This window comes from Acidovorax sp. CCYZU-2555, from assembly GCF_018413525.1.
In the GTDB taxonomy this organism is placed as follows: Bacteria; Pseudomonadota; Gammaproteobacteria; order Burkholderiales; family Burkholderiaceae_C; genus Comamonas.
The window spans coordinates 55332-80134 of sequence record NZ_JAHCDD010000017.1; the positions used below are offsets into that span (position 1 = coordinate 55332).

23 protein-coding genes are annotated in these 24803 nt (G+C 68.3%); 8 read left to right on the forward strand and 15 right to left on the reverse strand.

The window, feature by feature from the left end; all coding sequences use genetic code 11:
• Nucleotides 1-5 precede the first annotated feature (5 nt).
• The 4 genes from KHY18_RS08370 to KHY18_RS08385 all read right to left on the reverse strand — a co-directional run bounded on the left by KHY18_RS08370 (nt 6) and on the right by KHY18_RS08385 (nt 4735).
• The gene (locus KHY18_RS08370) at nt 6-905 is read right to left on the reverse strand and encodes a LysR family transcriptional regulator (protein WP_213297902.1); all 900 of its coding nucleotides are present in this window, start codon (nt 903-905) and stop codon (nt 6-8) included.
• 8 nt (nt 906-913) lie between these two features.
• Nucleotides 914-3226, reverse strand: coding sequence for a xanthine dehydrogenase family protein molybdopterin-binding subunit (locus KHY18_RS08375; RefSeq protein WP_213297905.1), 2313 nt, complete (start codon nt 3224-3226; stop codon nt 914-916).
• The gene (locus tag KHY18_RS08380) at nt 3223-3696 is read right to left on the reverse strand and encodes a (2Fe-2S)-binding protein (RefSeq protein ID WP_213297908.1); all 474 of its coding nucleotides are present in this window, start codon (nt 3694-3696) and stop codon (nt 3223-3225) included. Before KHY18_RS08380 ends, KHY18_RS08375 begins: the two co-directional genes overlap by 4 nt.
• 136 nt (nt 3697-3832) lie before the next feature.
• The gene (locus KHY18_RS08385; protein ID WP_213297911.1) at nt 3833-4735 is read right to left on the reverse strand and encodes a LysR family transcriptional regulator; all 903 of its coding nucleotides are present in this window, start codon (nt 4733-4735) and stop codon (nt 3833-3835) included.
• Between the two features lie 106 nt (nt 4736-4841).
• Between KHY18_RS08385 and KHY18_RS08390 the strand changes: the two genes are divergently transcribed.
• Both KHY18_RS08390 and KHY18_RS08395 read left to right on the forward strand, forming a co-directional pair.
• Nucleotides 4842-5609 (forward strand): SDR family NAD(P)-dependent oxidoreductase, encoded by a 768-nt coding sequence (locus tag KHY18_RS08390; protein ID WP_213297914.1) that lies wholly within the window; start codon nt 4842-4844, stop codon nt 5607-5609.
• A gap of 62 nt (nt 5610-5671) precedes the next feature.
• Complete coding sequence (locus KHY18_RS08395) at nt 5672-6178, forward strand: Fur family transcriptional regulator (RefSeq protein ID WP_213297918.1); 507 nt, start codon at nt 5672-5674, stop codon at nt 6176-6178.
• A gap of 9 nt (nt 6179-6187) precedes the next feature.
• On the opposite strand, the gene KHY18_RS08400 is transcribed toward KHY18_RS08395, so the two are convergent.
• The 5 genes from KHY18_RS08400 to KHY18_RS08420 all read right to left on the reverse strand — a co-directional run bounded on the left by KHY18_RS08400 (nt 6188) and on the right by KHY18_RS08420 (nt 10726).
• Nucleotides 6188-7162 carry a Bug family tripartite tricarboxylate transporter substrate binding protein gene (locus tag KHY18_RS08400; protein WP_213297921.1) on the reverse strand — a complete coding sequence of 325 codons (975 nt, stop codon included), beginning with the start codon at nt 7160-7162 and terminating at the stop codon, nt 6188-6190.
• 75 nt (nt 7163-7237) lie between these two features.
• Entirely contained in the window at nt 7238-8011 is a 774-nt protein-coding gene (locus KHY18_RS08405) for an SDR family oxidoreductase (RefSeq protein WP_213297924.1), read from the reverse strand.
• 13 nt (nt 8012-8024) lie between these two features.
• Nucleotides 8025-8744: a fumarylacetoacetate hydrolase family protein gene (locus KHY18_RS08410; protein WP_213297973.1), complete on the reverse strand. Its 720-nt coding sequence runs from the start codon at nt 8742-8744 to the stop codon at nt 8025-8027.
• Nucleotides 8745-8749: 5 nt separating this feature from the next.
• The gene (locus KHY18_RS08415; protein ID WP_213297927.1) at nt 8750-9733 is read right to left on the reverse strand and encodes a Bug family tripartite tricarboxylate transporter substrate binding protein; all 984 of its coding nucleotides are present in this window, start codon (nt 9731-9733) and stop codon (nt 8750-8752) included.
• Between the two features lie 39 nt (nt 9734-9772).
• The gene (locus tag KHY18_RS08420) at nt 9773-10726 is read right to left on the reverse strand and encodes a 2-hydroxyacid dehydrogenase (protein WP_213297930.1); all 954 of its coding nucleotides are present in this window, start codon (nt 10724-10726) and stop codon (nt 9773-9775) included.
• Nucleotides 10727-10834: 108 nt separating this feature from the next.
• Here KHY18_RS08420 and KHY18_RS08425 point away from each other — a divergent pair, with 108 nt between their 5' ends.
• Nucleotides 10835-11992, forward strand: coding sequence for a citrate/2-methylcitrate synthase (locus KHY18_RS08425; protein WP_213297933.1), 1158 nt, complete (start codon nt 10835-10837; stop codon nt 11990-11992).
• A 392-nt stretch (nt 11993-12384) separates the two neighbouring features.
• On the opposite strand, the gene KHY18_RS08430 is transcribed toward KHY18_RS08425, so the two are convergent.
• From KHY18_RS08430 to KHY18_RS08440, 3 genes are read right to left on the reverse strand one after another with little or no spacing between them, the layout of a single operon-like run.
• Entirely contained in the window at nt 12385-13743 is a 1359-nt protein-coding gene (locus KHY18_RS08430; protein WP_213297936.1) for a DUF3526 domain-containing protein, read from the reverse strand.
• A complete protein-coding gene (locus tag KHY18_RS08435; protein WP_213297939.1) occupies nt 13740-15170 on the reverse strand; it encodes a DUF3526 domain-containing protein in 1431 nt (476 codons plus the stop codon). Before KHY18_RS08435 ends, KHY18_RS08430 begins: the two co-directional genes overlap by 4 nt.
• Nucleotides 15167-15928, reverse strand: a complete 762-nt coding sequence (locus KHY18_RS08440; RefSeq protein WP_213297942.1) for an ABC transporter ATP-binding protein — start codon at nt 15926-15928, stop codon at nt 15167-15169. The genes KHY18_RS08435 and KHY18_RS08440 overlap by 4 nt, the downstream gene beginning before the upstream one ends.
• 110 nt (nt 15929-16038) lie before the next feature.
• On the opposite strand from KHY18_RS08440, the gene KHY18_RS08445 reads away from it, so the two are divergent.
• Together KHY18_RS08445 and KHY18_RS08450 are read left to right on the forward strand one after the other, a co-directional pair.
• A complete protein-coding gene (locus tag KHY18_RS08445) occupies nt 16039-18201 on the forward strand; it encodes a TonB-dependent siderophore receptor (protein WP_213297945.1) in 2163 nt (720 codons plus the stop codon).
• A 56-nt stretch (nt 18202-18257) separates the two neighbouring features.
• Nucleotides 18258-18881 carry a DJ-1/PfpI family protein gene (locus tag KHY18_RS08450; RefSeq protein ID WP_213297949.1) on the forward strand — a complete coding sequence of 208 codons (624 nt, stop codon included), beginning with the start codon at nt 18258-18260 and terminating at the stop codon, nt 18879-18881.
• A 14-nt stretch (nt 18882-18895) separates the two neighbouring features.
• On the opposite strand, the gene KHY18_RS08455 is transcribed toward KHY18_RS08450, so the two are convergent.
• Together KHY18_RS08455 and KHY18_RS08460 are read right to left on the reverse strand one after the other, a co-directional pair.
• Nucleotides 18896-19279 carry a RidA family protein gene (locus KHY18_RS08455; RefSeq protein ID WP_213297952.1) on the reverse strand — a complete coding sequence of 128 codons (384 nt, stop codon included), beginning with the start codon at nt 19277-19279 and terminating at the stop codon, nt 18896-18898.
• A gap of 1 nt (nt 19280) precedes the next feature.
• Nucleotides 19281-20567, reverse strand: a complete 1287-nt coding sequence (locus KHY18_RS08460; RefSeq protein ID WP_213297955.1) for an FAD-dependent oxidoreductase — start codon at nt 20565-20567, stop codon at nt 19281-19283.
• A gap of 205 nt (nt 20568-20772) precedes the next feature.
• Between KHY18_RS08460 and KHY18_RS08465 the strand changes: the two genes are divergently transcribed.
• From KHY18_RS08465 to KHY18_RS08475, 3 genes are all read left to right on the forward strand, one after another.
• On the forward strand, nt 20773-21417 hold the full coding sequence (locus KHY18_RS08465; protein ID WP_349630263.1) for a helix-turn-helix domain-containing protein: 645 nt from the start codon (nt 20773-20775) through the stop codon (nt 21415-21417).
• A gap of 231 nt (nt 21418-21648) precedes the next feature.
• Nucleotides 21649-23091 (forward strand): M81 family metallopeptidase, encoded by a 1443-nt coding sequence (locus KHY18_RS08470; RefSeq protein WP_213297976.1) that lies wholly within the window; start codon nt 21649-21651, stop codon nt 23089-23091.
• A 29-nt stretch (nt 23092-23120) separates the two neighbouring features.
• On the forward strand, nt 23121-24122 hold the full coding sequence (locus KHY18_RS08475) for a Bug family tripartite tricarboxylate transporter substrate binding protein (RefSeq protein WP_213297961.1): 1002 nt from the start codon (nt 23121-23123) through the stop codon (nt 24120-24122).
• 50 nt (nt 24123-24172) lie between these two features.
• Here the strand turns inward: KHY18_RS08475 and KHY18_RS08480 are convergent.
• Nucleotides 24173-24803: sulfatase family protein (locus KHY18_RS08480; RefSeq protein WP_213297964.1), on the reverse strand; the 631-nt coding region annotated here is incomplete at its 5' end.

Consider the following 24803-nt stretch of genomic DNA (forward strand, 5'->3'; position numbering starts at 1 on the left):
GCGGCTCAGTCGCCCTGGCGCACGCGCAAGGCCTCGACCACCAGCGAGAACGCGGGCGAGGGCTGGCGGCGACTGGGGTAGTAGAGATAGAAGCCGGGCAGGGCGGGGCACCAGTCTTCGAGCACGCGCTGCAGGCGCCCCTGCTCCAGGTGGGGCGTGAATTCCTGCTCGGGCAGATGCGCCAGGCCCAGGCCCGCGACGGCGGCGTCGACGATGCTCAGCGACGTGTTGAAGATCATCTGCCCTTGAACGCGCACGTTCAGCGGCTTGCCGCGGCGCGCGAAGTCCCAGGCGAACAGCCCGCCCGCGGTCTGCATGCGCTGGTTGATGCAGTTGTGGCCCACCAGATCGCGCGGCGTTTTGGGCACCGGGTGTTTCTCGAAATAGTCGGGCGCGCCGGCCACGGCCATGCGAAACGGCGGGCTGATCGCCACCGCGATCATGTCCTTGTCTATGGTGCTGCCCAGCCGCACGCCCGCATCGAAGCGATCGGCAACGATGTTGCGCAGGCCGTAGTCGACATCGAACTCGACCTGGATGTCGGGGTAGGCGTGCAGCAGCGGCGTCAGCTTGGGCAGCAGGATGCTGCGCAGCACCTGTTCGCCGCAGGTGATGCGCACCATGCCCGCGGGCTTGTCGCGCAGCGCCGTGAGCGCATCGAGTTCGGTTTCTATCTCGTCGAAGCGATGGCCCAGTGTCTTGAGCAGGCGTTCGCCCGCGGCCGTGAGCGAGACGCTGCGCGTGGTGCGCGTCAGCAGCCGGATGTCGAGCCGCGCCTCGAGCCCGCTGATCGCCTGGCTCAGCGCCGACTGGGTCACGCCCAGCACCGACGCCGCGCGCGTGAAGCTGCCTTCGCGCGCCACGGTGACGAACGACAGCAGATCGTTGAAGTTGCGGCGCAGCATGCGGGGCCTCAGCTGGCCTTGATCTCCAGCGTGCGCACCGGCAGACTGCGCACGCGTTGGCCCGTGGCGGCGAAGATCGCATTGCACAGCGCGGGTGCGACGGGCGGCACCGGCGGCTCGCCCACGCCGCCGGGCGGCAGGTCGTGGTCGTCGTTGACCAGATGGGTGCGCAGCACGCGCGGCGACGCGTTGTGGCGCAGCACTTCGTAGTCGTGGAAGTTGGTCTGCTGCACGCGGCCGTTGGCGAAGGTGATCTCGCTGCTCAGCGCCAGGCCCAGGCCCATGATGGCCCCGCCTTCGAGCTGGGCGCGTATGCGCTCGGGGTTGATCTGCGGGCCGCAGTCGATCGCCATGTCGACGGCCACCACGTTGACCTGGCCCTTGTCGTCGACGGCCACTTCGATCACCGCGGCCGTATAGCTCATGAAGCTGTAGCAGAACGCCAGGCCCAGGCCATGGCCCTTGGCTAGGGCGCGGCCCCAGCCCGCGCCCTGGCATGCGGCTTCGATCACGCCGCGCAGCCGGCCGGTGTCGTAGGGGTAGAGCGTGGGCGACTCGCTGTAGTTCCAGGTGTCGGCCAGCGTGCCGGGGTCGATCTTGCGCGCCGGCCCTATCAGGTCGAGCGCGAACTGCTTGTGGTCGCGGCCCGCGCGGTGGGCGAGTTCGGCGATGAAGCTTTGCGCGGCGAAGGCATGCGGAATATTGGCCACCGAGCGGAACCAGCCTATGCGCGCATGGGCCGCCACTTCCGCGGTCTCCACGCGCACATGGGGCACGCGGTAGGGCATGTTGATCGCCGACATCGCGGATTCGAACAGTTGCTGGCCCTTGGCGCCTTCGGCGAACAGCGAGGCGATGGTGGGCGCGGCGCTGCGGTGCAGCCAGGAGCGGACCTGGGCCTGGTCGTCGATCACGGCTTCGAGGCGTTCGACGGACACGGTGTGCAGGTAGTCGTGCTGCAGATCGTCGTCGCGCGTCCAGACCAGCTTCACGGGCGTGCCCGCAGGCAGCGCCTGGGCGACGATGGTGGCTTCGTCGACGAAGTCGGGCTTGGACTTGCGACCGAACCCCCCGCCCAGCAGCAGCACATTGACTTTCACCTGCTCGGGCTTGATCTTGAGCCGCGCGGCCACGGCGTCCTGGGCCGCGGCGGGGTTCTGCACCGAGGTCCAGACTTCGGCGCGGCCGTCCTGCAGCCGCACCGTGGCCACCGGCGGCTCCATCGACGCATGCGCCAGATGCGGCACATAGTAGTCGGCCGCAAAGCGCGCGCTTTCAGGCGCCCGGGCCCAGGCCTGGGCCGCGTCGCCCTGGTTGCGCATGGTCTTGCCGGGCGCGCGCGCCGCGGCTTCGAGCGTCTTGCGGTAGGCCGCGGAGTCGTAGCCGGCGTTGGCGCCGTCGTCCCATTCGATCTCCAGCGCGGCCCGGCCCTGCATCGCCGCCCAGGTATTGCGCGCGACCACGGCCACGCCGCCCAGCGGCTGAAAGCCGGGAGCGCCCTTGAACGCGGGAATCTCCACCACCTTGATGACGCCCGGCACGGCCAGCGCCTTGGCGGAATCCACGCGGCGCAGCCTGCCGCCCAGCACGGGCGGGCGCGCGACCACGGCGTAGACCATGCCCGGCAGGCGCATGTCCATGCCATAGGTGGCCTGGCCCTGGCCTATGGCCTGCAGGTCGACCAGGCGCACGCCTTCCTTGCCGATATAGCGGAAGTCGGCGCGGGTCTTGAGACGCAGCGCATCGGTCTGCGGCACGGGCTGGCGCGCGGCATCGGCGGCGAGTTCGCCATAGCCCAGGCGGCGGCCGCTCGCGCGGTGCAGCACTGCGTGCAACTGGGCCTGGACTTCGCCCACGGGCACGGACCAGCGCGCTGCGGCCGCAGCTTCGAGCATCTGGCGTGCGGCCGCGCCCACGCGGCGCATGGGCAGCAGGAAGTGGCGCACGCTGCGCGAGCCGTCGACGTTCTGGTTGCCGTAGCGCGCTTCATTGGCCTCGGCTTGTACGACCTGCACGCGCTCCCACGCGGCTTCCATCTCGTCGGCGACGACCATGGGCAGCGTGGTGCGCACGCCCGTGCCCATTTCGGCGCGGTGGGCGACGATGGTCACCGTGCCGTCGCTGGCGATCGAGACAAAGGCCAGCGGGCTATCAACCGTGCCGCCGGGCATGGTGTCGGCGCCGTATTTGGGCGGTGCGGTGTCTGCGGTTTCGGCGGCGCTGGCGCTGCGCACCAGGCCGTCGGCCGTCACGGCCAGCGTCAGCGCGGCCAGGCCGCCCTGCAGGAATACACGGCGTGAAAGAGGCGTGGCGACGGTCATTGCTTGCCTCCCTGGGCGAGCTGGGCCGCGGCCTGGTGGATGGCGGCGCGAATGCGCGGATAAGTGCCGCAGCGGCAGATATTGCCGCTCATCGCGTCCTCGATCTCGCTGTCGCTGGGCTGGGGCGTGACTTTGAGCAGGTTCACGGCGGTCATGATCTGGCCGGCCTGGCAGTAGCCGCACTGCGCGACATTGTTCTCCACCCAGGCGCGCTGCACGACAGCGCCTATGCGGTCGTCGCCCATGCCTTCTATGGTCGCGATCGCGCGGCCGGCGACGGCCGAGACCGGCGTGACGCAGGCGCGCACCGGTTCGCCATCGACATGCACGGTGCAGGCGCCGCACAGCGCCATGCCGCAGCCGAACTTGGTGCCTGTCATGCCCAGGTCATCGCGCAGCACCCACAGCAAGGGCATATCGTCGGGGGCATGGGTGTCTTTGGCTTGACCGTTGACTTGGAGTCGTGTCATGGCTGGTTCCTGGGGCAGATGAAAAAGGCCGGCGGCGCGCAGGCGCGCGCACCGGGTGCCGCATTATTTGCCGGATCGTTCATTAGTGCAGCTAATAGACCTATTGCGCATTCATGGCGCAATCGTCAGCGCGGTATCAGCCGCCGGCCAGATGCGGCGTGACCACCGCGGTGATCCAGTCGAGGCAGGCGTTGACGCGCGCCGGCATCTGCCTGCGGTGCGGGTAGAGCAGCGACACGGGCATGGGCGGGGCACGGAACTCGGGCAGCACCGCGACCAGCAGGCCCCGGTCCAGCAGCTGCTGGGCGCCGCGCTGCGGTGCCTGTATCAGGCCCAGGCCGGCGACGCAGGCCGCCTGATACGCATCCGTGCCGTTGACCACGATGGCGCTGCGCATGGGCAGCAGCCGCGTCTGCTTGCCGTCCTGGTACTCCCAGCCCGCGCCCTGCATGCCCAGCTTGCCCGCGTAGTGCACCAGATGGTGCTGGGCCAGATCGGCCAGGCTGCGCGGCGTGCCATGGCGCGCGAGGTAGGCGGGGCTGGCGAGATTGCACATCGCCATCTCGCCCAGCGGGCGCGCTATCAGTTCGGTCGCGGCCAGCGGGCCTATGCGCAGCACGCAGTCGAAGCCTTCGTGCACCAGGTCCACGCGCTGGTCGCTGGTGCTGATGCCGATTTCCAGCAAAGGGTGGGCGGCCAGAAACTCCGGCAGGCGCGCAATGATCAGGTCGCGCGCCAGCGCGTTGGGCAGGTCTATGCGCAGCCGCCCGCGCAGGCCGCCGGCCGCGGCCTGGAACATGGCCTGCAACTGCTCGGCATCGGCCAGCAACTCTTCGCAGCGCGCGAGAAACTGCGTGCCGTCGGTGGTGAGCCGCACCTGGCGCGTGGTGCGCTGCAGCAGCCGCGTGCCCAACTGCACTTCCAGGCGCTGCACGGCCGCCGAGACCCGGCTCTTGGTCAGGCCCAGCTGCTGCGCGGCCTGGGTAAAGCTGGCCAGCGTGGCGACGCGCGCGAAGATGCGCAACTCATGAAGATCCATGGTTCATTGTATTGATGCAGTGGACAGTCTGGACTTGAATTTGCGGTTTATCCGATTGAGGTGAACGCCTAAAGTCAGGTCTTCTTCCACCGCAAGCGAGACTTTCATGACCGATTCCACTCCCCGCATCGCATTGATCACCGGCGCCAGCCGCGGCCTGGGCCGCAGTGCGGCCCTGCATCTGGCGGCCCAAGGCGTGCACCTGATCATCACCTACAAGGACAACGCCGGCCCGGCGCAGGAAGTCGTCGCGCAGATCGAGGCCCTGGGCAGCCGCGCCGTGGCGCTGCGCCTCGATGTGGGCGACAGCAAGGGCTTTGCGGCGTTCGCTGAAGAAGTGAAGACGGCGCTGGCCCGCACCTGGCAGCGCGAACAGTTCGACTATCTGGTCAACAACGCCGGCGTGGGTTTCAATGCACCGTTTGCCGAGACCACCGAAGCGCAGTTCGACATGCTGGTCAACGTTCACCTCAAGGGCACGTTCTTCCTGACGCAGAAGCTGCTGCCCTTGATCGCCGACGGCGGGCGCATCGTCAATACTTCGTCGGGCCTGGCGCGCTTCAGCTTCCCGGGCTATGCCGCGTACGCAGTGATGAAGGGCGGCGTGGAAGTGCTCACGCGCTATCTCGCCAAGGAGCTGGGCCCGCGCGGCATCAGCGTCAACACCATCGCGCCGGGGGCGATCGCCACCGACTTTGGCGGCGGCACGGTGCGCGACAACGCGCAGGTGAATGCCCATATCAGCAGCGTCACGGCCCAGGGCCGCGTGGGCCTGCCGGGCGACATCGGCGGCGCCGTGGCGGCGCTGCTGTCGCCGGGCAATGGCTGGGTCACGGGCCAGCGCATCGAGGTGTCGGGCGGCATGATGCTGTGACGTGGCGCGGCGCGTCCGTAAGGGATAAACTAGCGGCTGTTACAGCATAACGTCCGCAAGCCATGTCGCCAGCCACCCACACGCACCACCCCGAGCTGACCAAGCACCAGACCCTGGTGCTCAGCGCCCTGTCGCGTGAGGAAAGCCCGGCCAGCGCCTATACGCTGCTGGCCCATCTGCAGGCCGAAGGCCTGCGCGCGCCGCAGCAGGTGTACCGGGCGCTCGACAAGCTGATCGAATATGGGCTGGTGCACCGGGTGGAGACGATGAACTCGTTCGTCGCCTGCGCCCACCCGCACGAACACCAGCATGGCCTGGTGGTGTTCGCCATCTGCGACCAGTGCGGTCATGTCGACGAGTTCTCCGACAGCGCGATCGAAAAGCGGCTCAAGGGCTGGTCCAAGGACAACAGCTTTCGCATGAGCGCGGCCACGGTGGAGCTGCATGGCCAGTGCCTGCGCTGCGATGGCGTGGCGGCGGCGGCGACCGACGCGCCTGCCGCGCCGGTTCCCGCTGTCGCCAAGCCCGCGCGCCGCGCGCGCAAGGCGCCGGCAGCCGAGCTGCCGTAAGGCCTCGCCTCAATCGGGCTGAATGCCCGCTTCCTTGACGACCTTGCCCCACTTGGCCAGATCAGACTTGATCAGCGCCGCGTATTCCTGGGGCGTTCCGCCCTGCACTTCTATGCCCGCGGCCTCGAGCTTGGCGCGCACGTCAGGCAGCTTGAGCGCGGCGTTGATTTCGGCATTGAGCTTGGCGACTATGGCCTTGGGCGTGCCGGCCGGCGCCAGGAAGCCGCCGTTGGTGTTCGCGTCATAGTCCTTGAGTCCCTGTTCGCTCGCGGTAGGCACATCGGGCAGCGACATGCTGCGCTTGCGCGTGGACACCGCGATGGCGCGCACGTTGCCGGCCTTGGCCTGGGCCTGGATGGCGCTGATGGTGTCTATGTACAGCGCGGTGCGCCCGGCCAGCAGGTCGGGGTGGGCGGCCGACGAACCCTTGTACGGCACCAGCAGCATCGGCGCGCCGCTGGCCATGCGGAACATTTCCGCGGCCATTTCCTGGGCGCTGCCGCGGCCCGATGTTGCCACCTTGGCCTCGTTCGGGTTGGCTTTCATCCAGGCGACGAACTCGGGCAGCGTCTTGGCCGGAATCTGCGGGTAGATGGCGAACACCAGCGGCACTTCATGCGTGTAGACGATGGGCTCGAAGCTTTTCTCCGGGTCCCAGCCCAGGTGCTTGAACAGGAACTTGTTGATGTTGTGGCTGCCGCCCACGATGCCTATGGTGTAGCCGTCGGGCGCGGCCTTGGCGAGCGCGTCCGTGCCCAGGTTGTTGGAGGCACCGGGCCGGTTGTCGACGACCACGGCCTGGCCCATGGACGCGCCGATCTTGTCGCCCACGACGCGCGCAATGGTGTCGATCGCTCCGCCCGGAGGGGCTGGAACGATGATCTTGATGGGCCGCGTCGGGTAGTTCTGCGCCGAGGCCAGTGTGGGGGCCAGGGCCAGGGCGGCCGTCGCGGCCAGGATCTTGAAAAGTGCTGTGCGTTGCATGCTTGTCTCCGTTTATGGTTTTGTCTATTTTCTTCAAGCGCCACGGTCGGGCGCTACACGCTTGTCATCCGGCCTTCAGCCACGGCCCGCGAAGGGCATGGCGCTGGCCATGATGGTCATGTTCAGGATGTTGGCTTCGAGCGGCAACGCGGCCACATGGCGCACGGCGTTGGCCACATGGCTGGCGTCCATCATCGGTTCGGGAGCGGTCGTGCCATTGGCCTGCAGCACGCCGCGCGTCATGCGCTGCGACAGCTCGGTCAGCGCATTGCCGATGTCGATCTGGCTGGCAACGATGTTCCAGGCGCGCCCGTCGAGGGCCAGCGCCTTGGTCAGGCCCGCGACCGCGTGCTTGCTCATGGTGTAGGGCGCGGTGAACGGCCGCGGCGTGTAGGCCGAGATCGAGCCGTTGTTGATGATGCGTCCGCCCTGGGGCGACTGGCGGCGCATCAGGCCGAAGGCCGCGCGCGCGCACAGGAACATGCCCGAGACGTTGGTGTTCAGCACGCTGAACCATTTGTCCAGCGGCAGCTCGTCGATGGGCACGGCCGGGGCGTTGACGCCGGCGTTGTTGAACAGCACGTCGAGCCGGCCGAAGCGCTTTTCTATCGCATCGAACAGCGCCTGCACGCTGTCGGGGTCGGTGACATCGGTGGGCACGGCCAGCGCGGTCTGGCCGGGCGCCGTCGCGCCGCGCGCCGCGGCCGCATCGGCCAGCGCCTGCAGCGGTTCGGCGCGCCGGCCGGCCAGCACCACGCTCCAGCCGTCTTCGAGCAGCGCGAGCGCCGAGGCACGGCCCACGCCGCTGCCGGCGCCGGTGACCAGCGCGATCTTTGGTGAAGTGTTCAAGGGGAAGCTCCTGTCATGGTTGATGAATGTCCGTCGCGCCCCGGTCTGCGGGACTGCCCACGGTCATGGAAAACTGGCCTATGCCCGCGACGCCTCCCGTGACGACATCGCCGGGCGAAAGCGGGCCCACGCCCACGGGCGTGCCGGTGAAGATCAGATCGCCGGGCAGCAGCGTGACTGAACGCGACAGCATGGCCACCAGTTCGGGCACGGACCACAGCAGGTCGGACACATCGGCGCGCTGGCGATCGACGCCGTTGACCTTGAGCCATACCGCACCCAGTCTCGGATGGCCCAGGGTGTCGGCCGGCACCAGCGGCGTGCAGGGCGCGGAGTGATCGAAGGCCTTGGCCGGCTCCCAGGGGCCGCCGGCCTGCTTGGCCTGCTGCTGCAGATCGCGCCGCGTGAGGTCCAGCCCCGCGGCATAGCCCCAGATATGCGATTCGGCCTGGGCCGCGTCGATGTCGCGGCCGCCGCGGCCCATGGCCACCACCAGTTCGATCTCATGGCAGAACTCGCGCGTCGAGGGCGGATAGGGCAGCGCGCCGTGCGCGGCGCAGACCGCGCTCGCGGGCTTCATGAACCAGGCGGGCATCTGCGTGGGCGCGGCCTCATTGGCCGACCAGCGGTAGTTGCGGCCTATGCAGAACACGCGGCCCAGCGGGAAGCGGGCGCTGCTGCCGGCCACGGCCAGGGTGGCGGGCGCGGGCGCGGGAAAGACCAGGTCGATCATGGCGCTCATTGGGTGGTGATTTTGCGGCTGCGGATGATCTCGGCGTAGCGCGTCCTGTCGGCCGCGATCAGCTTGCCGAAGTCCTGCGGCGATGTCGCGCGCGGCACGCCGCCCAGCGCCGCAAAGCGGGCCTTCACGGCTTCGTCGGCGAGCACGGCGCGTACGTCGGCGGCGATCTTGTCGACGATGTCCTGCGGCGTGCCCGCGGGCGCCACCATGCCTATCCAGGAAATCGCGTTGAAGCCCGGCAGCGCGCCTTCGGCCAGCGTTGGCACGTCGGGCAGCGCGGGCAGGCGCTTGTCGCTGGTCACGGCCAGCGCGCGCAGCTTGCCGGCCTTGATATGGCCCGAAGCCTCCAGCGCGGTCATGAACGACAGATCGACATGGCCGGCGAGCAGATCGGCGATCGCCGGGCCGCCGCCGCGGTAGGGCACATGCACGATGAAGCTGCGCGTCTGGTCCTTGAACATCTCGGCCACCAGATGCGGCGCGCCGCCCGCGCCCGAGCTGCTGTACGACATCTTGCCGGCCTGCGCCTTGGCCAGCGCGATGAATTCGGCCGGCGTCTGCGCGGCCACGGCCGGGTTGACCATCATCACCAGCGGCAGTTCGGCGACCAGCGACACCGGCGCGAAGGCCTTGTCCGGGTCGTAGGGCAGCTTGGCGTACAGCGAAGGATTGATCGCCTGCGTGCCGATGTTGCCCAGCAGCAAGGTATAGCCGTCGGGCTTGGCCTTGGCCACCAGATCGGCGCCGATCTGCCCGGCCGCGCCGCCCTTGTTCTCGACGATCACGGTCTGGCCCCAGCGCCGGCTCAGCTGTTCGGCGATCACGCGCCCACCGGTGTCGGTGCCGCCTCCGGGCGGGAAAGGCACGACCAGGGTCACGGGGCGGGACGGATAGGACTGGGCAAAAGCCATGGGCGCGATGGCGGTGGCGCCCAGGGCCAGGGCCAGCGTGCAGGCGAAGCGGCGGGTGGTGGTGGTCATGGTGGTTTGTCTCCTGTTGTTGTCTTTGGGGTGGAAAGCCTAGGTCGTGAGACTCATCGTGGGGCGCTGGCCCGCGAGCGCCTGGGCAATGCCGGCCAGCACCATTTCGCCCATGGCGGTGCGCGTCTCCCAGGTGGCGCTGGCGCGGTGCGCCTGCAGGGTCACGGCGTCCGACTGGCGCAGGGCCAGCGGCACGCGCGGTTCGTCGACGAACACATCGAGGCCCGCGCCCGCGATGCGCCCGGCGACCAGCGCCTCGGTCAGATCGGCTTCATTGACCAGACGACCGCGCGCGACATTGACCAGAAAGCCGCGCGGCCCCAGCGCGTCGAGCACGGCCGCGTTGACGATGCCTTCGGCGCTGTCGGCCGCCGCGCACAGCACCAGCGCATCGCTGTCACGTGCCAGATCGATCAGGCCGGGAACAAACGCGTGGGCGATGTCGTCCATGGGGCGCAGATCGGTGTACTGGATTGCGCAGCCAAACGCCGCGGCGCGCTGCGCCACCGCGCGGCCCACGCGGCCCATGCCCACGATGCCCACGCGCATGCCGCTGAAGCGGCGCGCCAGCGGAATCGCGCTGGGCTGGGGGTTGAGCTCCCACAGGCCGCCCCGCACGAAGCGGTCGCCGGCGCACAGATTGCGGCAGGCCGCGATTAGCAGGCCGATCGCCAGATCGGCGACGTCTTCGGTCAGCGCGCCCAGCGTGGCGGTGACGGGCAGGCCGCGGCCGCGGCAATAGGCCAGATCGACCGCATCGGTGCCCACGCCGTTGACCGCGACCACCTTGAGGCCGGGCAATTGTTCGAGCAGCGCCTGCGAAATGCCGGTGTGGCCGCCCGTGATCACGGCGGCGATGGACGCGCCATGTTCGGCCAGCCAGGCGTTCTGATCGGCCAACTCGTAGAACTTGTGCACGGTGTAGAGCGCCGCGAGCTGCTCGTTGATCGCCGGAATCAGGATGGGGTTGAGTTGAAGAATGGGGGCTTTCATGGGCGGTCACCAGGTTTTTGCAGGAATGTCTGCATCCTAGTTTTCACTTGATAAGGTGGTCAATATTGATGTATAAAATCAACATATATAAAGCATAGGTGTTTTCCCATGGCTTCCTGGATTTCGATGAACGAGGCATGCGCGCTGCTGGGCGTGCGCCCGCAGACGGTCTATGCCTACGTCAGCCGCGGCAAGATCGAAGTGATGGCCGACCCGGCCGATACGCGCCGCAGCCTGTACCGCGCCGAAGACGTGGCCGGCCTGGCCAAGCGCAAGGAAGCCGGCCGCAAGCACGAGACCCTGGCCGCGAACACGCTGTTCGGCGCCGAGCCCAGCATTCCCACGGGCTTGACCGCGTTCTTTCGCGGCCGGCCGTATTACCGGGGGCAGGATGTGATCGAGCTGGCGGGCTCGGCGACGCTCGAAGAGGCCGCCCAACTGCTGTGGGGCGCGGAGCAGGCCGTAGACCTTTCCTGCTTGGCACCGCCCGTGCAGTTGCATGCGGCCGCGCCCGGGCGGGTGGCGGCCTTCACCGCGCTGGCGGCGCTGTCGGCCACCGGGCATTCCACGCGTGGACGCCTCACGCGCGTGCTGCACATCGAAGGCCAGAGCCTGGTCGGCCAACTCGCCAACGCCTTTGGCGCCGCGCCGGGAAGCCTGCCGCTGCACCAGCGCTTTGCCAAGGGCTGGAAGCAATCGGCCAAGGTCGCCGATCTGCTGCGCACGGCCATGGTGCTGCTGGTCGATCACGAACTCACGAGTTCCGCGTTTGTCGCGCGCATCACGGCGTCGACCGGCGCCTCGCTGCCGGCCTGCCTTCTGGCCGGGCTGACAACACTCTCGGGCCCCCTGCACGGCGATGCCTCGGGCCGGGTGCAGGCGCTGTTCAGCGAAGTGGAGCGCCTGGGCGCGGACAAGGTACTCGAACACCACCTGTCCACGGGCTTGCCGCTTGCGGGCTTCGGCCACCACATCTACCCCGACGGCGATCCGCGCGCCGCGGCCCTGCTGGCGCTGACCGAGCCACCGGAAGTGATTGCGCGTTTCATTGAAAAAGCCACCGAGCTCACGGGTCTGCAACCCAACATCGATGTGGCCCTGGCCGCGCTGATGGCGCGCCACCGGCTGCCGCATGACGCCGCCTTCAGTCTGTTCGCCAGCGCGCGCAGCATAGGTTTGCTGGCGCACAGCCTCGAACAACTGGAAGTGGCCCAGGTGATACGCCCGCGCGGGCGTTATGTGGGGGTGGTGCCGGAGGTGGGGTAGGGCGGGCGCTGTGCTTTAGGACAGGCCGTTCATCCTTCGGCGGGCTCTCGAGAAACAGTTTTTTGTCAACTAAATCAATGACTTAGAAGGTGGTCTATTTTGGTAAGCGGCGGCAAAACAGTGACCCGTTCGTGGTGAGCCTCCCTAGCCGGGCGCGTCGCACCATGAACGGCCCGTCCTCATGACTTGAGCGCAGGCCGTTCACCCTTCGACAGGCTCAGGGCGAACGGGGATTTTGAAGCCTGCTGTTTCTTTTTGACACATTGCGAGACTTCGTCTCGCTGACCCCGATCAGGGCGAACGGGGTAGCAAGCGTGCCGCTTTTCGCCACTTAGTTCACCCCGTTCGCCCTGAGCCCGTCGAAGGGCGTTTCAGGGCGTAGGCGCCAGCACCTAATCGTTCACCCTCAACCGCCCCATCCCCCACACCCCCCCAACCGCAATCCCCCAGCAAAGCGCCAGCAACACCCACAGCTGCGCGCCAAAAGTCACGGCGGCAGGCGAAGGCGCAGCGAACTGCGGCAACTGGGCAAAGTCCTGCTTGCCAAAGCGGCGCTCATTGAACAGATACGGGTAGAAAAAATTGCGCACCTGGGCATGGAACGCCGCCGTGCGGTCCTGGTAGGCGAGCTGGGCCTGCAGGTCGGTGTCGGCCGCGCGGTGCAGCACCGATTGCGCGCCCACGCCGGGCAGCAGCCAGCCCAGGCGGTCGGTCCATTGCTGGCGGGCGAGCAGGCCCGCGCGGTATTGCGCGGCCTGCGGGGCCACGCTGTCGTCGCCCAGCTGATGGAAGGCGAAATACCACTTCCAGTGGAAACCGGCGGGCAGGGCCGCGGTGTCCTTGAACTGCGGGTGGCTGGCCAGGAACTTCTGCATGGTCTGCTCGCGCGGCACTTCCCAGGCGCCGTGAACGGCCTGGCGCTGGGCCAGCATCAGGTCCACGCCCTGGTGCACGGGCAGGGCGCGCGTCAGCGCGACATTGGCCAGCGTGGGCAGCACCAGCGTCAGCAGCGCCCAGGCGCCCATCAGCGCCGTGGCATTCGCCACCGAGCGCCAGCCGCGGCGCGCGACCAGCAGCGACAGGCCGACCCAAAACGCCAGATAGCTCGCGATCACGGCCAGCACCACCAGCGCCGCGCCCAGGGCCGTGCCCGAAAGCGCCAGGCCAGCGAGCACCGGCAGGGCCAGGCCCGCGAACAGCAGCGCATAGCGCAGCAGCGCGCGCCGACGCCACAGCTGTCCGCCGTCGGGAAGCGACAGCAGCAGCCGCAGCCGGCCCGACTGGCGCTCTCCCGACACCAGGTCGTGCAGCAGCGCGATCACGAACAGCGGCGCGAGATAGATCAGCACAAAGGCGAAGTCGAAGCGGCCCGGCAGCGCGAGCTCGGGGTTGAAGATCTCACCCTCGTACAGCTGGGCCTGCAGGCCCAGCGCGCGCACGCGCAGCGCCTGGGGCGCGACATCGCGCAAGCCCATGGCCAGGAAGGCGGTGTCCGACGGCAGATCCCAGGTGCTGTGGAAAGCGTAGTACGCGGGGTTGCCCGCGTCGGGGCTGTCGGCATAGCGCGCCGCGACCGCGGCCGCATCCTGGGCCTGCAGCGGCGTGAGCCGCGCAATCGTCTGCCGCTGGCGCGCGCTTTCGTGCAGGCCGGACCAGACGGCCAGCGCCGACAGCGCGAGCAGCAGCACCAGGGTCGCGAGCGACAGCCGCGAGCGCGCGATCAGGCGCAGTTCATGGATAAGCCAGTTCATCGCACATTCCTTTCCAGACGCTGGCCCGCGCGCCAGGCCAGGCCCGCCAGCGCGGCCAGCCACATCAGCAATACCAGCCCCGCGGGCGCGGCGCGGCCCAGGGTCTCGGCCAAGGGCGCGGCCTGGTAGTCGAACGCCGGAAATGCCTGCCAATGCGTATGCGAAATGCGCTTGCTCTTGGCGGGATTGGTCTCGTCGGCATAGCTCAGCGCTTGGGCGTGCAGCTGGTTGAGGCCTTGCACCAGGTCGTAGCGGTATTGCTCGCCCTGTTCGAGAAAACGCTGAAAGCTCACCAGGTCGGTGCCCGAGGCCGCCATCGACAGCCGGCGCAGTGCGAGCGTGGGCGCTATCCAGGAAAAGCCGTCGACCAGTGCGTTTTGCTGCTGCTGGCGCGCGAAGGCCGCGGCCGCGTAGCGGTTGAACAGTTCGGTCGACTGGCGCTCGCCTTCTATGCTCACCGCACCCTTGAAGTTGACCGGCAGGTCTTCGATGCGCGCCACGCCATGCTTCTTGAGCAAGTCGTCGCGGAACGCGGCGAACTTCGGGTCGTCGGGATTGTGCGCATCGCCCAGCGCCTGGTAGTCGCGCTCGACATTGATCTGGTTTTCGAAGCGCGTTGGCAGGGCCAGCGCGGTGTTGGCGATATCGGGCACCCAGCGCGGCAGCAGGATCACCACCACCGCCCAGGTCGCCAGCAGTACCAGCAGCGCGTCACGGCCGCGCGCGAACAGCGTCGAGACCCAGACCACGGCCAGCGACCACAGCAGCAGCCAGGCCGCATAGCCCGCGGCCAGCAACAGCGCCAGGCTCCACGGCGCCTGGCCGCTGGCCGCGAACCAGCCCAGGGCCAGCAGCGCGGGCAGCAGCACCAGGCCCGTGAAGCCCGACAGCGCGAGCAGCTTGCCGCCCACGATCTGTCGGCCCGCGACGCCCTGGGCCAGCAGCAGGCGCAAGGTGCCTGACTCGCGTTCGCGCGCCACGCCTGCGTGGCCCACGAAGACCAGCAGCAGCGGTGCGAGCACCTGCAGCACGAAGGCCGGCGTCAGCTGGCCGAAGCGCATCAGCAGCGACGACTGGCGCACATCGCCGAAGTTGGCGCTGTTTTGCCGGTGGCCTTCGAGGAACAAGGTGTTGCCGGTATAGGCGTCCACGCCCGGGTCGAAGGCCGCGAGCGGGTTGATGGGACGGAACAGGAAATGCCCGTAATGCACCACGCGGTGCGGGTGGCGGTCGGGCTGCTGCGCGAACTGTTCGTTGGCCTGGGCCTGGTAGCGCGCGCGTTCGGCGTTGGCGCTGTGCTGGTGTTCATGCGCGGTGAGCGTGGCGACCAGCATCAGCACGGTCACCAGCAGCAGGCCGAACAAGGCCACGCGGTCGCGAAACAGCGCGCGCCATTCCTCGCGCGCAATGCGTTGCATGGTGCTCATGCGGGCTGCTCCGAAGGGGTGATCTGGCCCGCGTAGCGCCGGTGCAGCGCGCGCACATCGAAGCGGTCGTCGCCTTCGGCCGCGACTTCCTCGACCAGCAAGCCGGCGTCGAGAAAGCCTATGCGGTCGGCGACATCGGCGGCGCTGAGCAGATCGTGCGTGACCATCAGAATGGCCACGCCCTGGGCGCGCAGCAGTTGCAGCAGGCGGTTGAACTCGGCCGTGGCCTGCGGGTCGAGGCCGGACGTGGGCTCGTCGAGCAGCAGCGCCGGCACCTTGCGCGCCAGCGCCAGCGCGATCGCGACTTTCTGGCGCATGCCCTTGGAGAAGCCACCCACGCGGCGATCGAAGGCCGCCGTATCGAGGCCCGCGGCGGCCAGCGCGCGCGCGATCGCGTCCGGCCCATCGTTCTGCCCGGCCAGGTCCAGCAGATAGGCGACGTTCTCGCGCGCCGTGAGGTGCTCGTAGAGCGCGACGTTCTCGGGAATGTAGGCGATATGGCGGCGTGCTTCGCCGGGCTGGGCGACGGGGTCCACACCATGCACGCGCACCTGTCCCGACGTGGGCGCGACAAAGCCCAGGAACAGGCTCAGCGCCGTGGTCTTGCCCGCGCCATTGGCGCCCAGCAGCGCATAGATCTCGCCCGCGCGTATGCGCAGGTCGAGCTGGCGCAGGATGGTCTTGCCGCCATACCCGGCAACGACGCCCAGGGCTTCGAGCGCGTGGCTGGGCGGGGCTGCGGAAATTTCTATCGTCATGAAGTGGCGCCGAAAATTGTGTATGAATGTTATATCATAACAACGAAAATTTCCCGGCGCCGCTGGCGCATTCCGGTGCTGCGCGCCCCCCCAAAGAAGAGAACATCGATATGCAGGTATATGGTTCGGTCCGCCACGCAAAGCGCACAGCGCTGATCGCGGGCGTGGTTTCAGGCATCTTCGCCACGCCCGCCGGGGCGCAACAGTTGGCGGCGGGCGAGGGCGCGGCGCTGGGCGATATCACCGTCACGGCCGCGCCGCTCAACAAGGCCCTGGAAGTCAACGCGGGCGCGTTCGGCGCCAAGGACCCGCTGGAGCTGCCGCTGGAGATACAGCGCTACGACGCCAGGACGATCGCCGAGACTTCGGCGCGCAGCGTGCGCGATGTGCTCGCGCTCGACCCTTCGGTGCAGAGTTCGTCCTATGGCGGCGGCTTCGACAACTTCCGTCTGCGCGGCTTCGCCATGGACAACTTCAACACCATCCGCCGCGACGGCCTGGCGCTGGCGCCGCACTACGACGTGCCGATGGAGCTGGTCGAGCGCGTCGATGTGCTCAAGGGGCCTTCGGGCTTTCTGTATGGCTTCAACTCGCCGGGCGGCACCATCAACTACCTGCCCAAGCGGCCCACGCTCGCGCCGTTCACCACGCTGAGCCTGCAGGGAAGTTCGCTGCAGGGGCGTTACGCGGCCATCGACACCAGCCGTTCGCTGGCCGACGGCGCGCTGGGCTATCGCCTCAACGCGGGCTACGAGAAGATTGGCGACTTCAAGCATTTCGGCGACCTGGAGCGCAAGTTCGTCGGCTTGGCCGCCGATCTGCGCCTGAGCGCGCGCGCGCTGCTGCAGCTCAATGCCGACTGGAACTGGAAAAGCGCGATGTCCGACCCGCTGCTGCGCGCCGACCAGACCGGCCGCGCCGATCCGCTGAACCCGGCGAGCTTTGTGCTGCCGCCGCAATTCGATCGCCGCAATGCGCTTTCGCCTTCGTGGTACCGCCACCAGACCGAAGCCCACAACCTCGAAGGCAAGCTCACGTACCAGCTTGGCGACGGCTGGACTTCGGTGACCCAGGCCAACTATTCGCGCGTCGAGCGCCATGGCGGCTATGTCGATCTGTTCGATATCCAGCCCGACGGCGCGATAGGCTATGCCGACCTTTACCAGTCGCGCGGCGAGGTGTTCAGCACCTGGTCGCTGCAGTCGTACCTCGCGGGCAAGTTTGTCGGCGCCGGCGTGCTGCACGATTTGTTCGTCGGTGCGTCCTACCGCCAGTTTCGCGACAAGAGCCCGTTCTGGGATTTCGTCGACAGCAGCGCCGGCGTTGGCGTGGGCGACATCTCGGTGGGCAATATCCGCCACCCGCAGCAGCCGCCGCGCTGGGACTTCGGCCCCGAGCAGGCCATCGATTTTCGCTCCAGCATCCGCGAAAGCTCGCTCTTCGCCAGCGACATGATCACCCTCAACGACCAGTTTCAGCTGCTGCTGGGCGGACGCTACATCCGCTACCAGGCGCGCAATCTGTCGGCCAGCGCCCTGCCCCAGGACAAGAACGTGTTCGTGCCCACGGGCGCGCTGATCTACCGCCCCAGCGAGCGCCTGATGACCTATGCGAGCTATGCGCGCGGCTTCGAGAAAGGCGACTACGCGCCCTATAACGCCAACAACGCCAACCAGCCGACCGCGGCCATCGCTTCCGAGCAGTATGAGATAGGCCTCAAGGCCGACCTGAACGACAAGCTGCGCCTGGCCCTGGCGCTGTTCGACATCCGCCGCGACGCAAGCTATCTCGACCTGGCCAACGACTATGTGAGCAACGGCCGTTTCCACCACCGCGGCATGGAGTTCAACGCCACGGCGCGCCCCGCGGCCGGCCTCACGCTGCTGGGCAATCTGGCGTATCTCGACACTTCGCTGCGCGGCGTCAGCGACCCGGCGACGCTGGGCAAGCGCAGCGAAGGCGCGCCGCGCTGGAAGGGCGCGCTGGGCGCGCGCTACGCGATCGCGGCCGTGCCCGGCCTGTCGGTCGACACCACGCTGAGCTATGTGGGCAAGCGCGCGGTGGATGCGCAAAACAGCGGCTTCGCGCCCGGCTATGCGCTATGGGATGCGGGCATCAGCTACGACACCCGCTGGGGCACGACACCCATGACCTGGCGCCTGCATGCGAAGAACCTGACCGACAAGTACTACTACGCGGGCGTCTACTACAGCGGCGGCCTCGAAGTGGGGCGGGGCAGGGAAGTGTTTCTGTCGGCGAAGTTCAGCTTCTGAGCGCAGGCGGGCAATGCATGGCATGCTTGCCCGCTTCACCCCCGCAAGGCTTTGCAATGAATTTCGGCATCCTGGTTTTCGATGACGTGGAAGAGCTCGACTTCGTCGGGCCCTGGGAAATGCTCACGATGTGGCGCCAGGCGGCGCAAGGCCCCGAGCAGTGCCTGATCGTGGCGCAGAACCCCGGGCCGGTGCGCTGCGCGAAGGGCCTGTCCATCAATCCCCACCACAGCTTTGCCGATTGCCCGCCGCTCGACTATCTGCTCGTTCCGGGCGGCCAGGGCACGCGGCGCGAAGTCGACAACCCGGTGCTGCTGGCGTTCGTCTCGGCCCAGGCGAAGAACTGCAAGGCCGTGCTGTCGGTCTGCACGGGTTCGTTTGTGCTGCATGCGGCCGGGCTGCTGTCGGGCAAGCGGGCCACGACGCATTGGGCGTCGCTGGACCGTCTGCGCGCGCTGGGCGATGTCACGGTCGTCGAAGAGCGGCATGTGCAGGACGGCAATGTCTGGTCGTCGGCGGGCGTGTCGGCCGGCATCGATCTGATGCTGGCCTTCATTGCCAGCGAAGCCGGCGCGCAGGCGGCCGGCAAGGTGCAGCACTTCTCGGAATACTATCCGTCGGGCGCACGTTATGGCGACCAGGCGGCCTCGCCGCACGCGCCCGCCTATCTGCGTTCGTAGCGCGCTGCGCCGTCTCAGGCGCCCGGCTTGCGGTCCAGCGCCTGCACTTCGACTTCGACTTTCACATTGAATGCCAGGCTGGCCTGCACCAGGCTGCGCACCGGGTATTTGCCGCTCTCGAAGTAGCTGGCATAGACCTCGTTGAAGACGGCGAAGTCCGCGAGGTCGCAAAGCCAGACATTGACTTTCACCACGTCCTCGATGGCGCTGTCGACCTGGGCCAGGGTGCGGCAGATGCTGTCCATCACCGCCTGCGTCTGTTCGCGGATATCGCCGGTGTGCGGCTTGGCGTCTTGGTCGAAGGGAATCTGCCCCGACAGCAGCACCCAGCCGCCGGCGCGTATGGCGCTGGAGAAGGGAAACGGGCCGGGGGCGGGGTAATGGGTGATTTGCGTCATGTCACAGTTCCTTGGGTTGTTGGGGCGGGGCGCGCCGGCCCAGAAAGCCGTAGCGGTTCCAGCGGTAGGGCGTCAGATCCACTGCGGGCGTGTCGCCGCCTATCAGATCGCCGATGATCTGCGCCGAGCCATGGGCCATGGTCCAGCCCATCGCGCCATGTGCGCAGTTGAGCCACAGGCCCGCAATGCCGCTGGCGCCGAGAAACGGCAGGTTGTCGGGTGTCATGGGGCGGCTGCCCACCCACTCCTTGCGCTGCGCGCCGGCCAGGGCGGGAATGATCTGCCGGGCAAACGCGTCCAGCGCCGCCAGCCGGCGCTGCGCGCGGCGCGCATCGGGCGTGCCGACATCGGCGAATCCCGTGAAGCGCACGCTGCGCGCGGCAAACGAGGCCCAGGCGATCTTGTGCGGTATCGACACCGCGCCGCGCGTGGGCAGCGCGCCGGCAACGTTCTCGTAGGTGATCGAATAGCCGCTGACCGCATGAATGGGCAGGTCCATGCCCAGCGGCCGCAGCAGTTCCCTGGAATGCAGGCCGCCGGCGATGACCACCGCCTGGGCGCGCTGTTCGCCGCGGTCGGTGCGCACGCCCACGGCCTGGCCGTTGTGCACCAGCACCTGCTGCACGCGTTCGCCCAGGCGCGCGATGCCGCCGAGCTGCTGGAACGCCGCCAGCGCGGCGCGCGCATAGCGGGCGGCGTCGCCGGTGCCGTCGTTGCGGCAGAAAATGCCTTTGGCAAAGCGGATGGCGCTGTGCGCGAGCATGGGCTCGCAGCGGTCCATCTGGTCGGCGTCCAGCTGCTCGAACGGTTCATTGGCCGCGTGCAGCAGTTCGGCATCGTGCGCTCCGGGCGTGTCATTGGCGCCATAGAGATACAGGATGCCGGCGTGCCGGCCGCCATACTCTTCGGCCGGCAGTCCGTCGGCGCGAAAGTGGCAATCGCGCGAATACGCCGACAGCGCCAGCGCCGCGCGCGAGTTCGCGAGCCAGCGCGCCTCGGTGCCTTCGCGGGCAAACAGCGTGCCCCAGCGCCACAGCGCGGGACTCAGCGGCGCACAGATGCCCAGGCCGTCGCTCAGGCCCAGCAGCGATTTCAGGGCCACGCGGGTGATGCCAGGCTCGGCCCAGCTGAAACAATGGCCGGGCGAGATCAGCCCGGCGTTGGCATGGCTGGCACCGGTCGCGGCTTCGGGCGCGGCGTCGATCAGCGTGACTTCATGGCCGCGGCGCTGCAGCTGCAGCGCGCTGCAAGTTCCCACGACGCCCGCGCCAATGACCAGAATCTTCATCAAAAAACCACTTCACTATGCTTTCAATGGCCGTGCGCGGTTGCGCCGGCACGGGCTGCGCGCGTCGGCAAGCCGGCGCGAAGCGTCGCCAGTGTAGATGAAAGATTTGCGTAAACGCAAATTCTGCGGCGCTCCGGTAGCGGCTTTGACAGCGCTGGCGCGTGCCCTGGCCATGCCCCCACGCGGGCGCTGGCAAAATGGCGAGGTGAACCAACCCTCCCCTTGCGCGCAGCGCCCCGCCAATCAACTCGATCCCGCGACCCTGGGCGAGCGTCTGCGCCTGGCGCGCAAGCAGCTGGGCTGGACGCTGGCCGAACTCAGCGAGCGCGCCAAGGTCTCGATGACCACCATCTCGCGCGCCGAACGCGGGCAGCTGGCGCTGGGCTACGAGAACCTGGCCGCGCTGGCCCAGGCGCTGCGCATGGACATAGGCACGCTGTTCTCGCAAGCGGGCCCGCACAGCGCCAGCACCGGGCCGGTGGTGACGCGCGCCGGCGAAGGCGTGGTCTACCGCGGCCTGTCGCTGTCGTACGAGTTCCTGGCCACCGATGTCGCGGCCAAGCCGTTCACGCCGGTGCTGGGCACGGTGCACGCGCGTACTTTCAACGGCCCGCAGGACTTCGCCCGCCACCCGGGCACGGAGTTCGTGCATGTGCTGTCGGGCGAGATCTGCGTGCATTTCGAGAACGGCGAGCAGGCGCGGCTGGCGCGCGGCGATTCGCTGTACTTCGACAGCCGGCTGGGCCATGCCTATGTCACGGTAAGCCGTCAATTGGCCCGTATCGTGGGCGTGAGCACCAATGAAAGCCACCTGATGGCGCTGGCACGCCAGGGCGCGGCGCAGGATTGAGCGGCGGCCGGGCATATTTCCGGCGAAAAGGCATGTTTTTTGCGTATCAGCAAAAACCAGCATGGTTTCTGCTATTTTTATGCCCGACAATTTTGCGCATGCGCAAATTTCCTGCGTAAAAGGAAGCAGGGCCGTGCGAGAGACATCGGTTCTGTCGCCACAAGGGTGCGTGCGCACGCGCAGCACCGAAAAGGATTGGATTTGAATTCGACAGCCACTGCGCAAACTCCCTTGCGCGTCTTCAGCGCCGTGTTGGCGACCGAGACCAACACGTTCGCGCCCTTGCCCACGAGCCTGGCGTCGTTCCAGGAGCGCTCCTACTTTCCCGCGGGCCAGCACCCCGACGAGCCGCTGTACAACTCCGGCCCGCTGTGGGCGGCGCGCGAGCGCGGGCGCGCTCAGGGCTGGGTGCTGCACGAAGGCCTGGTGGCCGCGGCCCAGCCCGGCGGCATCACCACCCGCGTGACCTACGAGACGCTGCGCGACGAACTGCTGGCCGATCTGCGCGCGAGCCTGCCCGTCGACATGGTGCTGCTGGGGCTGCACGGTGCCATGGTCGCCGATGGCTATGCCGATTGCGAAGGCGATCTGCTGCAGCGCGTGCGCGAGATGGTCGGCCCCGACGTGGTGATCGGCGCCGAACTCGACCCCCACTGCCATCTGTCGCAGGCCATGCTGGACCACAGCGATCTGCTGATTGCGTTCAAGGAATATCCGCATACCGATGTGCTCGACCGCGCCTATGAGTTGGTCGATCTGTGCGCCGCCATGGTGCGCGGCGAAGTGCGGCCCGTGGCCGCCGTGGTCGATTGCGAAATGGTCGCCGTGATGCATACCTCGCGTGCGCCCATGCGCGGCTATGTCGACGCGCTGCAGGAATTGGAACGGCAAGGCCAGGCCTTGACGATTTCGGTGGTGCATGGCTTTCCCTGGGGCGATGTCGCCGACATGGGCAGCAAGCTGCTGGTCTATACCGATGGCGATGCCCAGGGCGCGGCGGCGCTGGCGGAGTCGCTGGCCGCGCAGCTGATCGCCTTGAAGGAAGAACTGCTGCCGCCCGCGCCCGATGTGGCGCAGGCGCTCGATGAAGCCCAGCGCACGCCGGGCTGCGTGGTCATCGCCGACGGCGCCGACAACCCCGGCGGCGGCGCGGCCGGCGACGCCACATTCGTGCTGCAGGCCATTCTGGCGCGCGGCATCCAGGATGTGGCCCTGGGCCCGCTGTGGGACCCATCCGCCGGGGCGCTGGCCGTGGCCGCGGGTGTGGGCGCGCGGCTGCCGCTGCGCATAGGCGGCAAGATAGGCCCGCTGTCGGGCGATCCCGTCGATCTGCTGTGCACCGTGCTCGCCGTGAATCCCGCCCACCACCAGACCGGACTGTCGGGCGCCAAGGTGCCCATGGGCGCCTGCGCCCTGGTCGAGGCCGAGGGCGTGCAGATCGTGCTGGCCTCGCTGCGCACCCAGGCCATGGGCACGGATCTGTTCACGGGCCTGGGCTGCGACCTGGCCCGCCGCAAGCTGATCGTCGTCAAGTCGTCCCAGCATTTCTACGCCGCGTTCTCGAAGATCGCGAGCAAGGTGCTGTACGCCCAGGCACCGGGCACGCTCTCCGACGATTTGCGCACGCTGCCCTACCAGAACGTCAAGCGCCCCAAGTGGCCGCTGGACCGCTAAACCCTGCAAGCTTTCACCGGATACACACCATGCGCCATTCCCTTTCGACATCTTCCCGTGGACGTTCGCTGCTGGCCCTGGCCGCGGCCGCATGCGCGCTGGCGGCCAGCCCGTCACAGGCGCAGGAGGCCTGGCCCGCCAAACCCATCAAGCTGATCGTGCCGTCGGCGCCCGGCGGCGGCGTCGATGCCGTGGCCCGCATCTGGGCCAATTGCGCCGGCCCCAAGCTGGGCCAGCCGCTGGTCATAGAGAACCGCGCGGGCGCGAACGGCATTCCCGCGATCCAGGCGCTCAAGCAGGCGCCGGCCGACGGCTATACGCTGTTCATCGCGGGCATGTCGCAGCTGACGATCACGCCCTACATCTACGCCAAGCCGCCCTATGACGTGGCGCGCGAGTTCGAAGGCGTGAGCCTGGTGGTGAGCAGCCCGTATCTGCTGGTCGCGAGCCAGGGCTCGAAGATAGAGAAATACGCCGACATCGCCAGGGCCGCGGCCGCCGTGCCCGCGGGCCTGAACTTCGGCTCGCCGGGCACGGGCAGCCCCGCGCACCTGATGTCGGCGATTCTTGCCGACCGCCTCAAGGCCAATCTGACGCATGTGCCGTTCCAGGGCGAAGCGCCGGCGCTGACCAGCGTGGTCGGCAACCAGATCGATCTGGCGCCGTTCATCGCCGGCACGGCCCTGGCCCAGGTCAAGGCCGGCAAGGTCAAGGCGCTGGCGGTGCTGGGCAATGCGCGCCTGGCGGAGCTGCCCAATGTGCCCACCGTGAGCGAAGTCATGGGCAGCCCCGAGCTGTCGCATGGCTCGTGGACGGCGCTGATCGCCAAGTCGGGCACGCCCGCGGCCGTGGTGCAGAAGGTGCACGCGGCCACGCAGCAATGCCTGCAGGACCCGGAAGTGATTCAGCGCTACCAGGGCATGCACGCGGCGACGCTGCCGGGCGCGGTCGCCGATGTCGCCGACTACATCCGCCGCGACACCGGCGTGTGGAAGCCGCTGGTCGCGCGGCTGGGCGTGCGCAACGAGTGAGCGGGGCCGCTGCCCTGTCAGGGCAGGGGCCGCCTGTGCCCCCCGGCACTTCAGCGCTGTGGCATGTCTTTCGTCGAATAGCCGAGGCTGATGGTCGCGTCGGCCGCGATCGCCGGCATCGTGGCGTTCCAGGTCTGCCAGGCGGCGCGCATGCGCTCCAGCCGCTCGGGCTCGCGGCCCGCCTGGTTGGCGCGCTCGCGTTCGTCGGCGGGAATATTGAACAGGTATTCGTTGCCGTCGACACGCAGGTATTTCCAGTCGCCGTCGCGCAGCGCCTGCTGGCCGCGGTGGTTCATGCGCCAGTGCAGCGGGCGCGCGAAGCTGTGGCTGGCGTCGCGCAGCACGGGCAGCAGCGACACGCCGTCGAGCGCATAGCCCGGCGCGGCCGCCACGCCCGCGGCGTCGAGAATGGTCGCCGACCAGTCCATGGTCATGCACAGCTGGCGGCTTTCGCTGTTCGGCGCGATCACGGCCGGCCAGTGCGCGATCCAGGGAACGCGTATGCCGCCTTCGGTCAGGTCCATCTTGCCGCCCACCAGCGGCCAGCTGTCGGAGAAGCGTTCGCCGCCGTTGTCGCTGGTGAAGATGACCAGCGTGTTCTCGGCCAGGCGATGCTCCTCGAGCGCGGCCATCACGCGGCCTATGCCTTCATCCATATGGTGGATCATGCGGCGGTAGGTG

Bases quoted from the DNA above. Each gene is read 5' to 3' on its own strand.
- KHY18_RS08420 (WP_213297930.1), bottom strand. From the start codon at position 10,726: ATGAAAGCCCCCATTCTTCAACTCAACCCCATCCTGATTCCGGCGATC.
- KHY18_RS08460 (WP_213297955.1), bottom strand. From the start codon at position 20,567: ATGAAGATTCTGGTCATTGGCGCGGGCGTCGTGGGAACTTGCAGCGCG.
- KHY18_RS08425 (WP_213297933.1), top strand. From the start codon at position 10,835: ATGGCTTCCTGGATTTCGATGAACGAGGCATGCGCGCTGCTGGGCGTG.
- KHY18_RS08380 (WP_213297908.1), bottom strand. From the start codon at position 3,696: ATGACACGACTCCAAGTCAACGGTCAAGCCAAAGACACCCATGCCCCC.
- KHY18_RS08435 (WP_213297939.1), bottom strand. From the start codon at position 15,170: ATGAGCACCATGCAACGCATTGCGCGCGAGGAATGGCGCGCGCTGTTT.
- KHY18_RS08410 (WP_213297973.1), bottom strand. From the start codon at position 8,744: ATGATCGACCTGGTCTTTCCCGCGCCCGCGCCCGCCACCCTGGCCGTG.
- KHY18_RS08390 (WP_213297914.1), top strand. From the start codon at position 4,842: ATGACCGATTCCACTCCCCGCATCGCATTGATCACCGGCGCCAGCCGC.
- KHY18_RS08370 (WP_213297902.1), bottom strand. From the start codon at position 905: ATGCTGCGCCGCAACTTCAACGATCTGCTGTCGTTCGTCACCGTGGCG.
- KHY18_RS08385 (WP_213297911.1), bottom strand. From the start codon at position 4,735: ATGGATCTTCATGAGTTGCGCATCTTCGCGCGCGTCGCCACGCTGGCC.
- KHY18_RS08430 (WP_213297936.1), bottom strand. From the start codon at position 13,743: ATGAACTGGCTTATCCATGAACTGCGCCTGATCGCGCGCTCGCGGCTG.
- KHY18_RS08400 (WP_213297921.1), bottom strand. From the start codon at position 7,162: ATGCAACGCACAGCACTTTTCAAGATCCTGGCCGCGACGGCCGCCCTG.
- KHY18_RS08415 (WP_213297927.1), bottom strand. From the start codon at position 9,733: ATGACCACCACCACCCGCCGCTTCGCCTGCACGCTGGCCCTGGCCCTG.
- KHY18_RS08450 (WP_213297949.1), top strand. From the start codon at position 18,258: ATGAATTTCGGCATCCTGGTTTTCGATGACGTGGAAGAGCTCGACTTC.
- KHY18_RS08445 (WP_213297945.1), top strand. From the start codon at position 16,039: ATGCAGGTATATGGTTCGGTCCGCCACGCAAAGCGCACAGCGCTGATC.
- KHY18_RS08375 (WP_213297905.1), bottom strand. From the start codon at position 3,226: ATGACCGTCGCCACGCCTCTTTCACGCCGTGTATTCCTGCAGGGCGGC.
- KHY18_RS08440 (WP_213297942.1), bottom strand. From the start codon at position 15,928: ATGACGATAGAAATTTCCGCAGCCCCGCCCAGCCACGCGCTCGAAGCC.
- KHY18_RS08455 (WP_213297952.1), bottom strand. From the start codon at position 19,279: ATGACGCAAATCACCCATTACCCCGCCCCCGGCCCGTTTCCCTTCTCC.
- KHY18_RS08475 (WP_213297961.1), top strand. From the start codon at position 23,121: ATGCGCCATTCCCTTTCGACATCTTCCCGTGGACGTTCGCTGCTGGCC.
- KHY18_RS08395 (WP_213297918.1), top strand. From the start codon at position 5,672: ATGTCGCCAGCCACCCACACGCACCACCCCGAGCTGACCAAGCACCAG.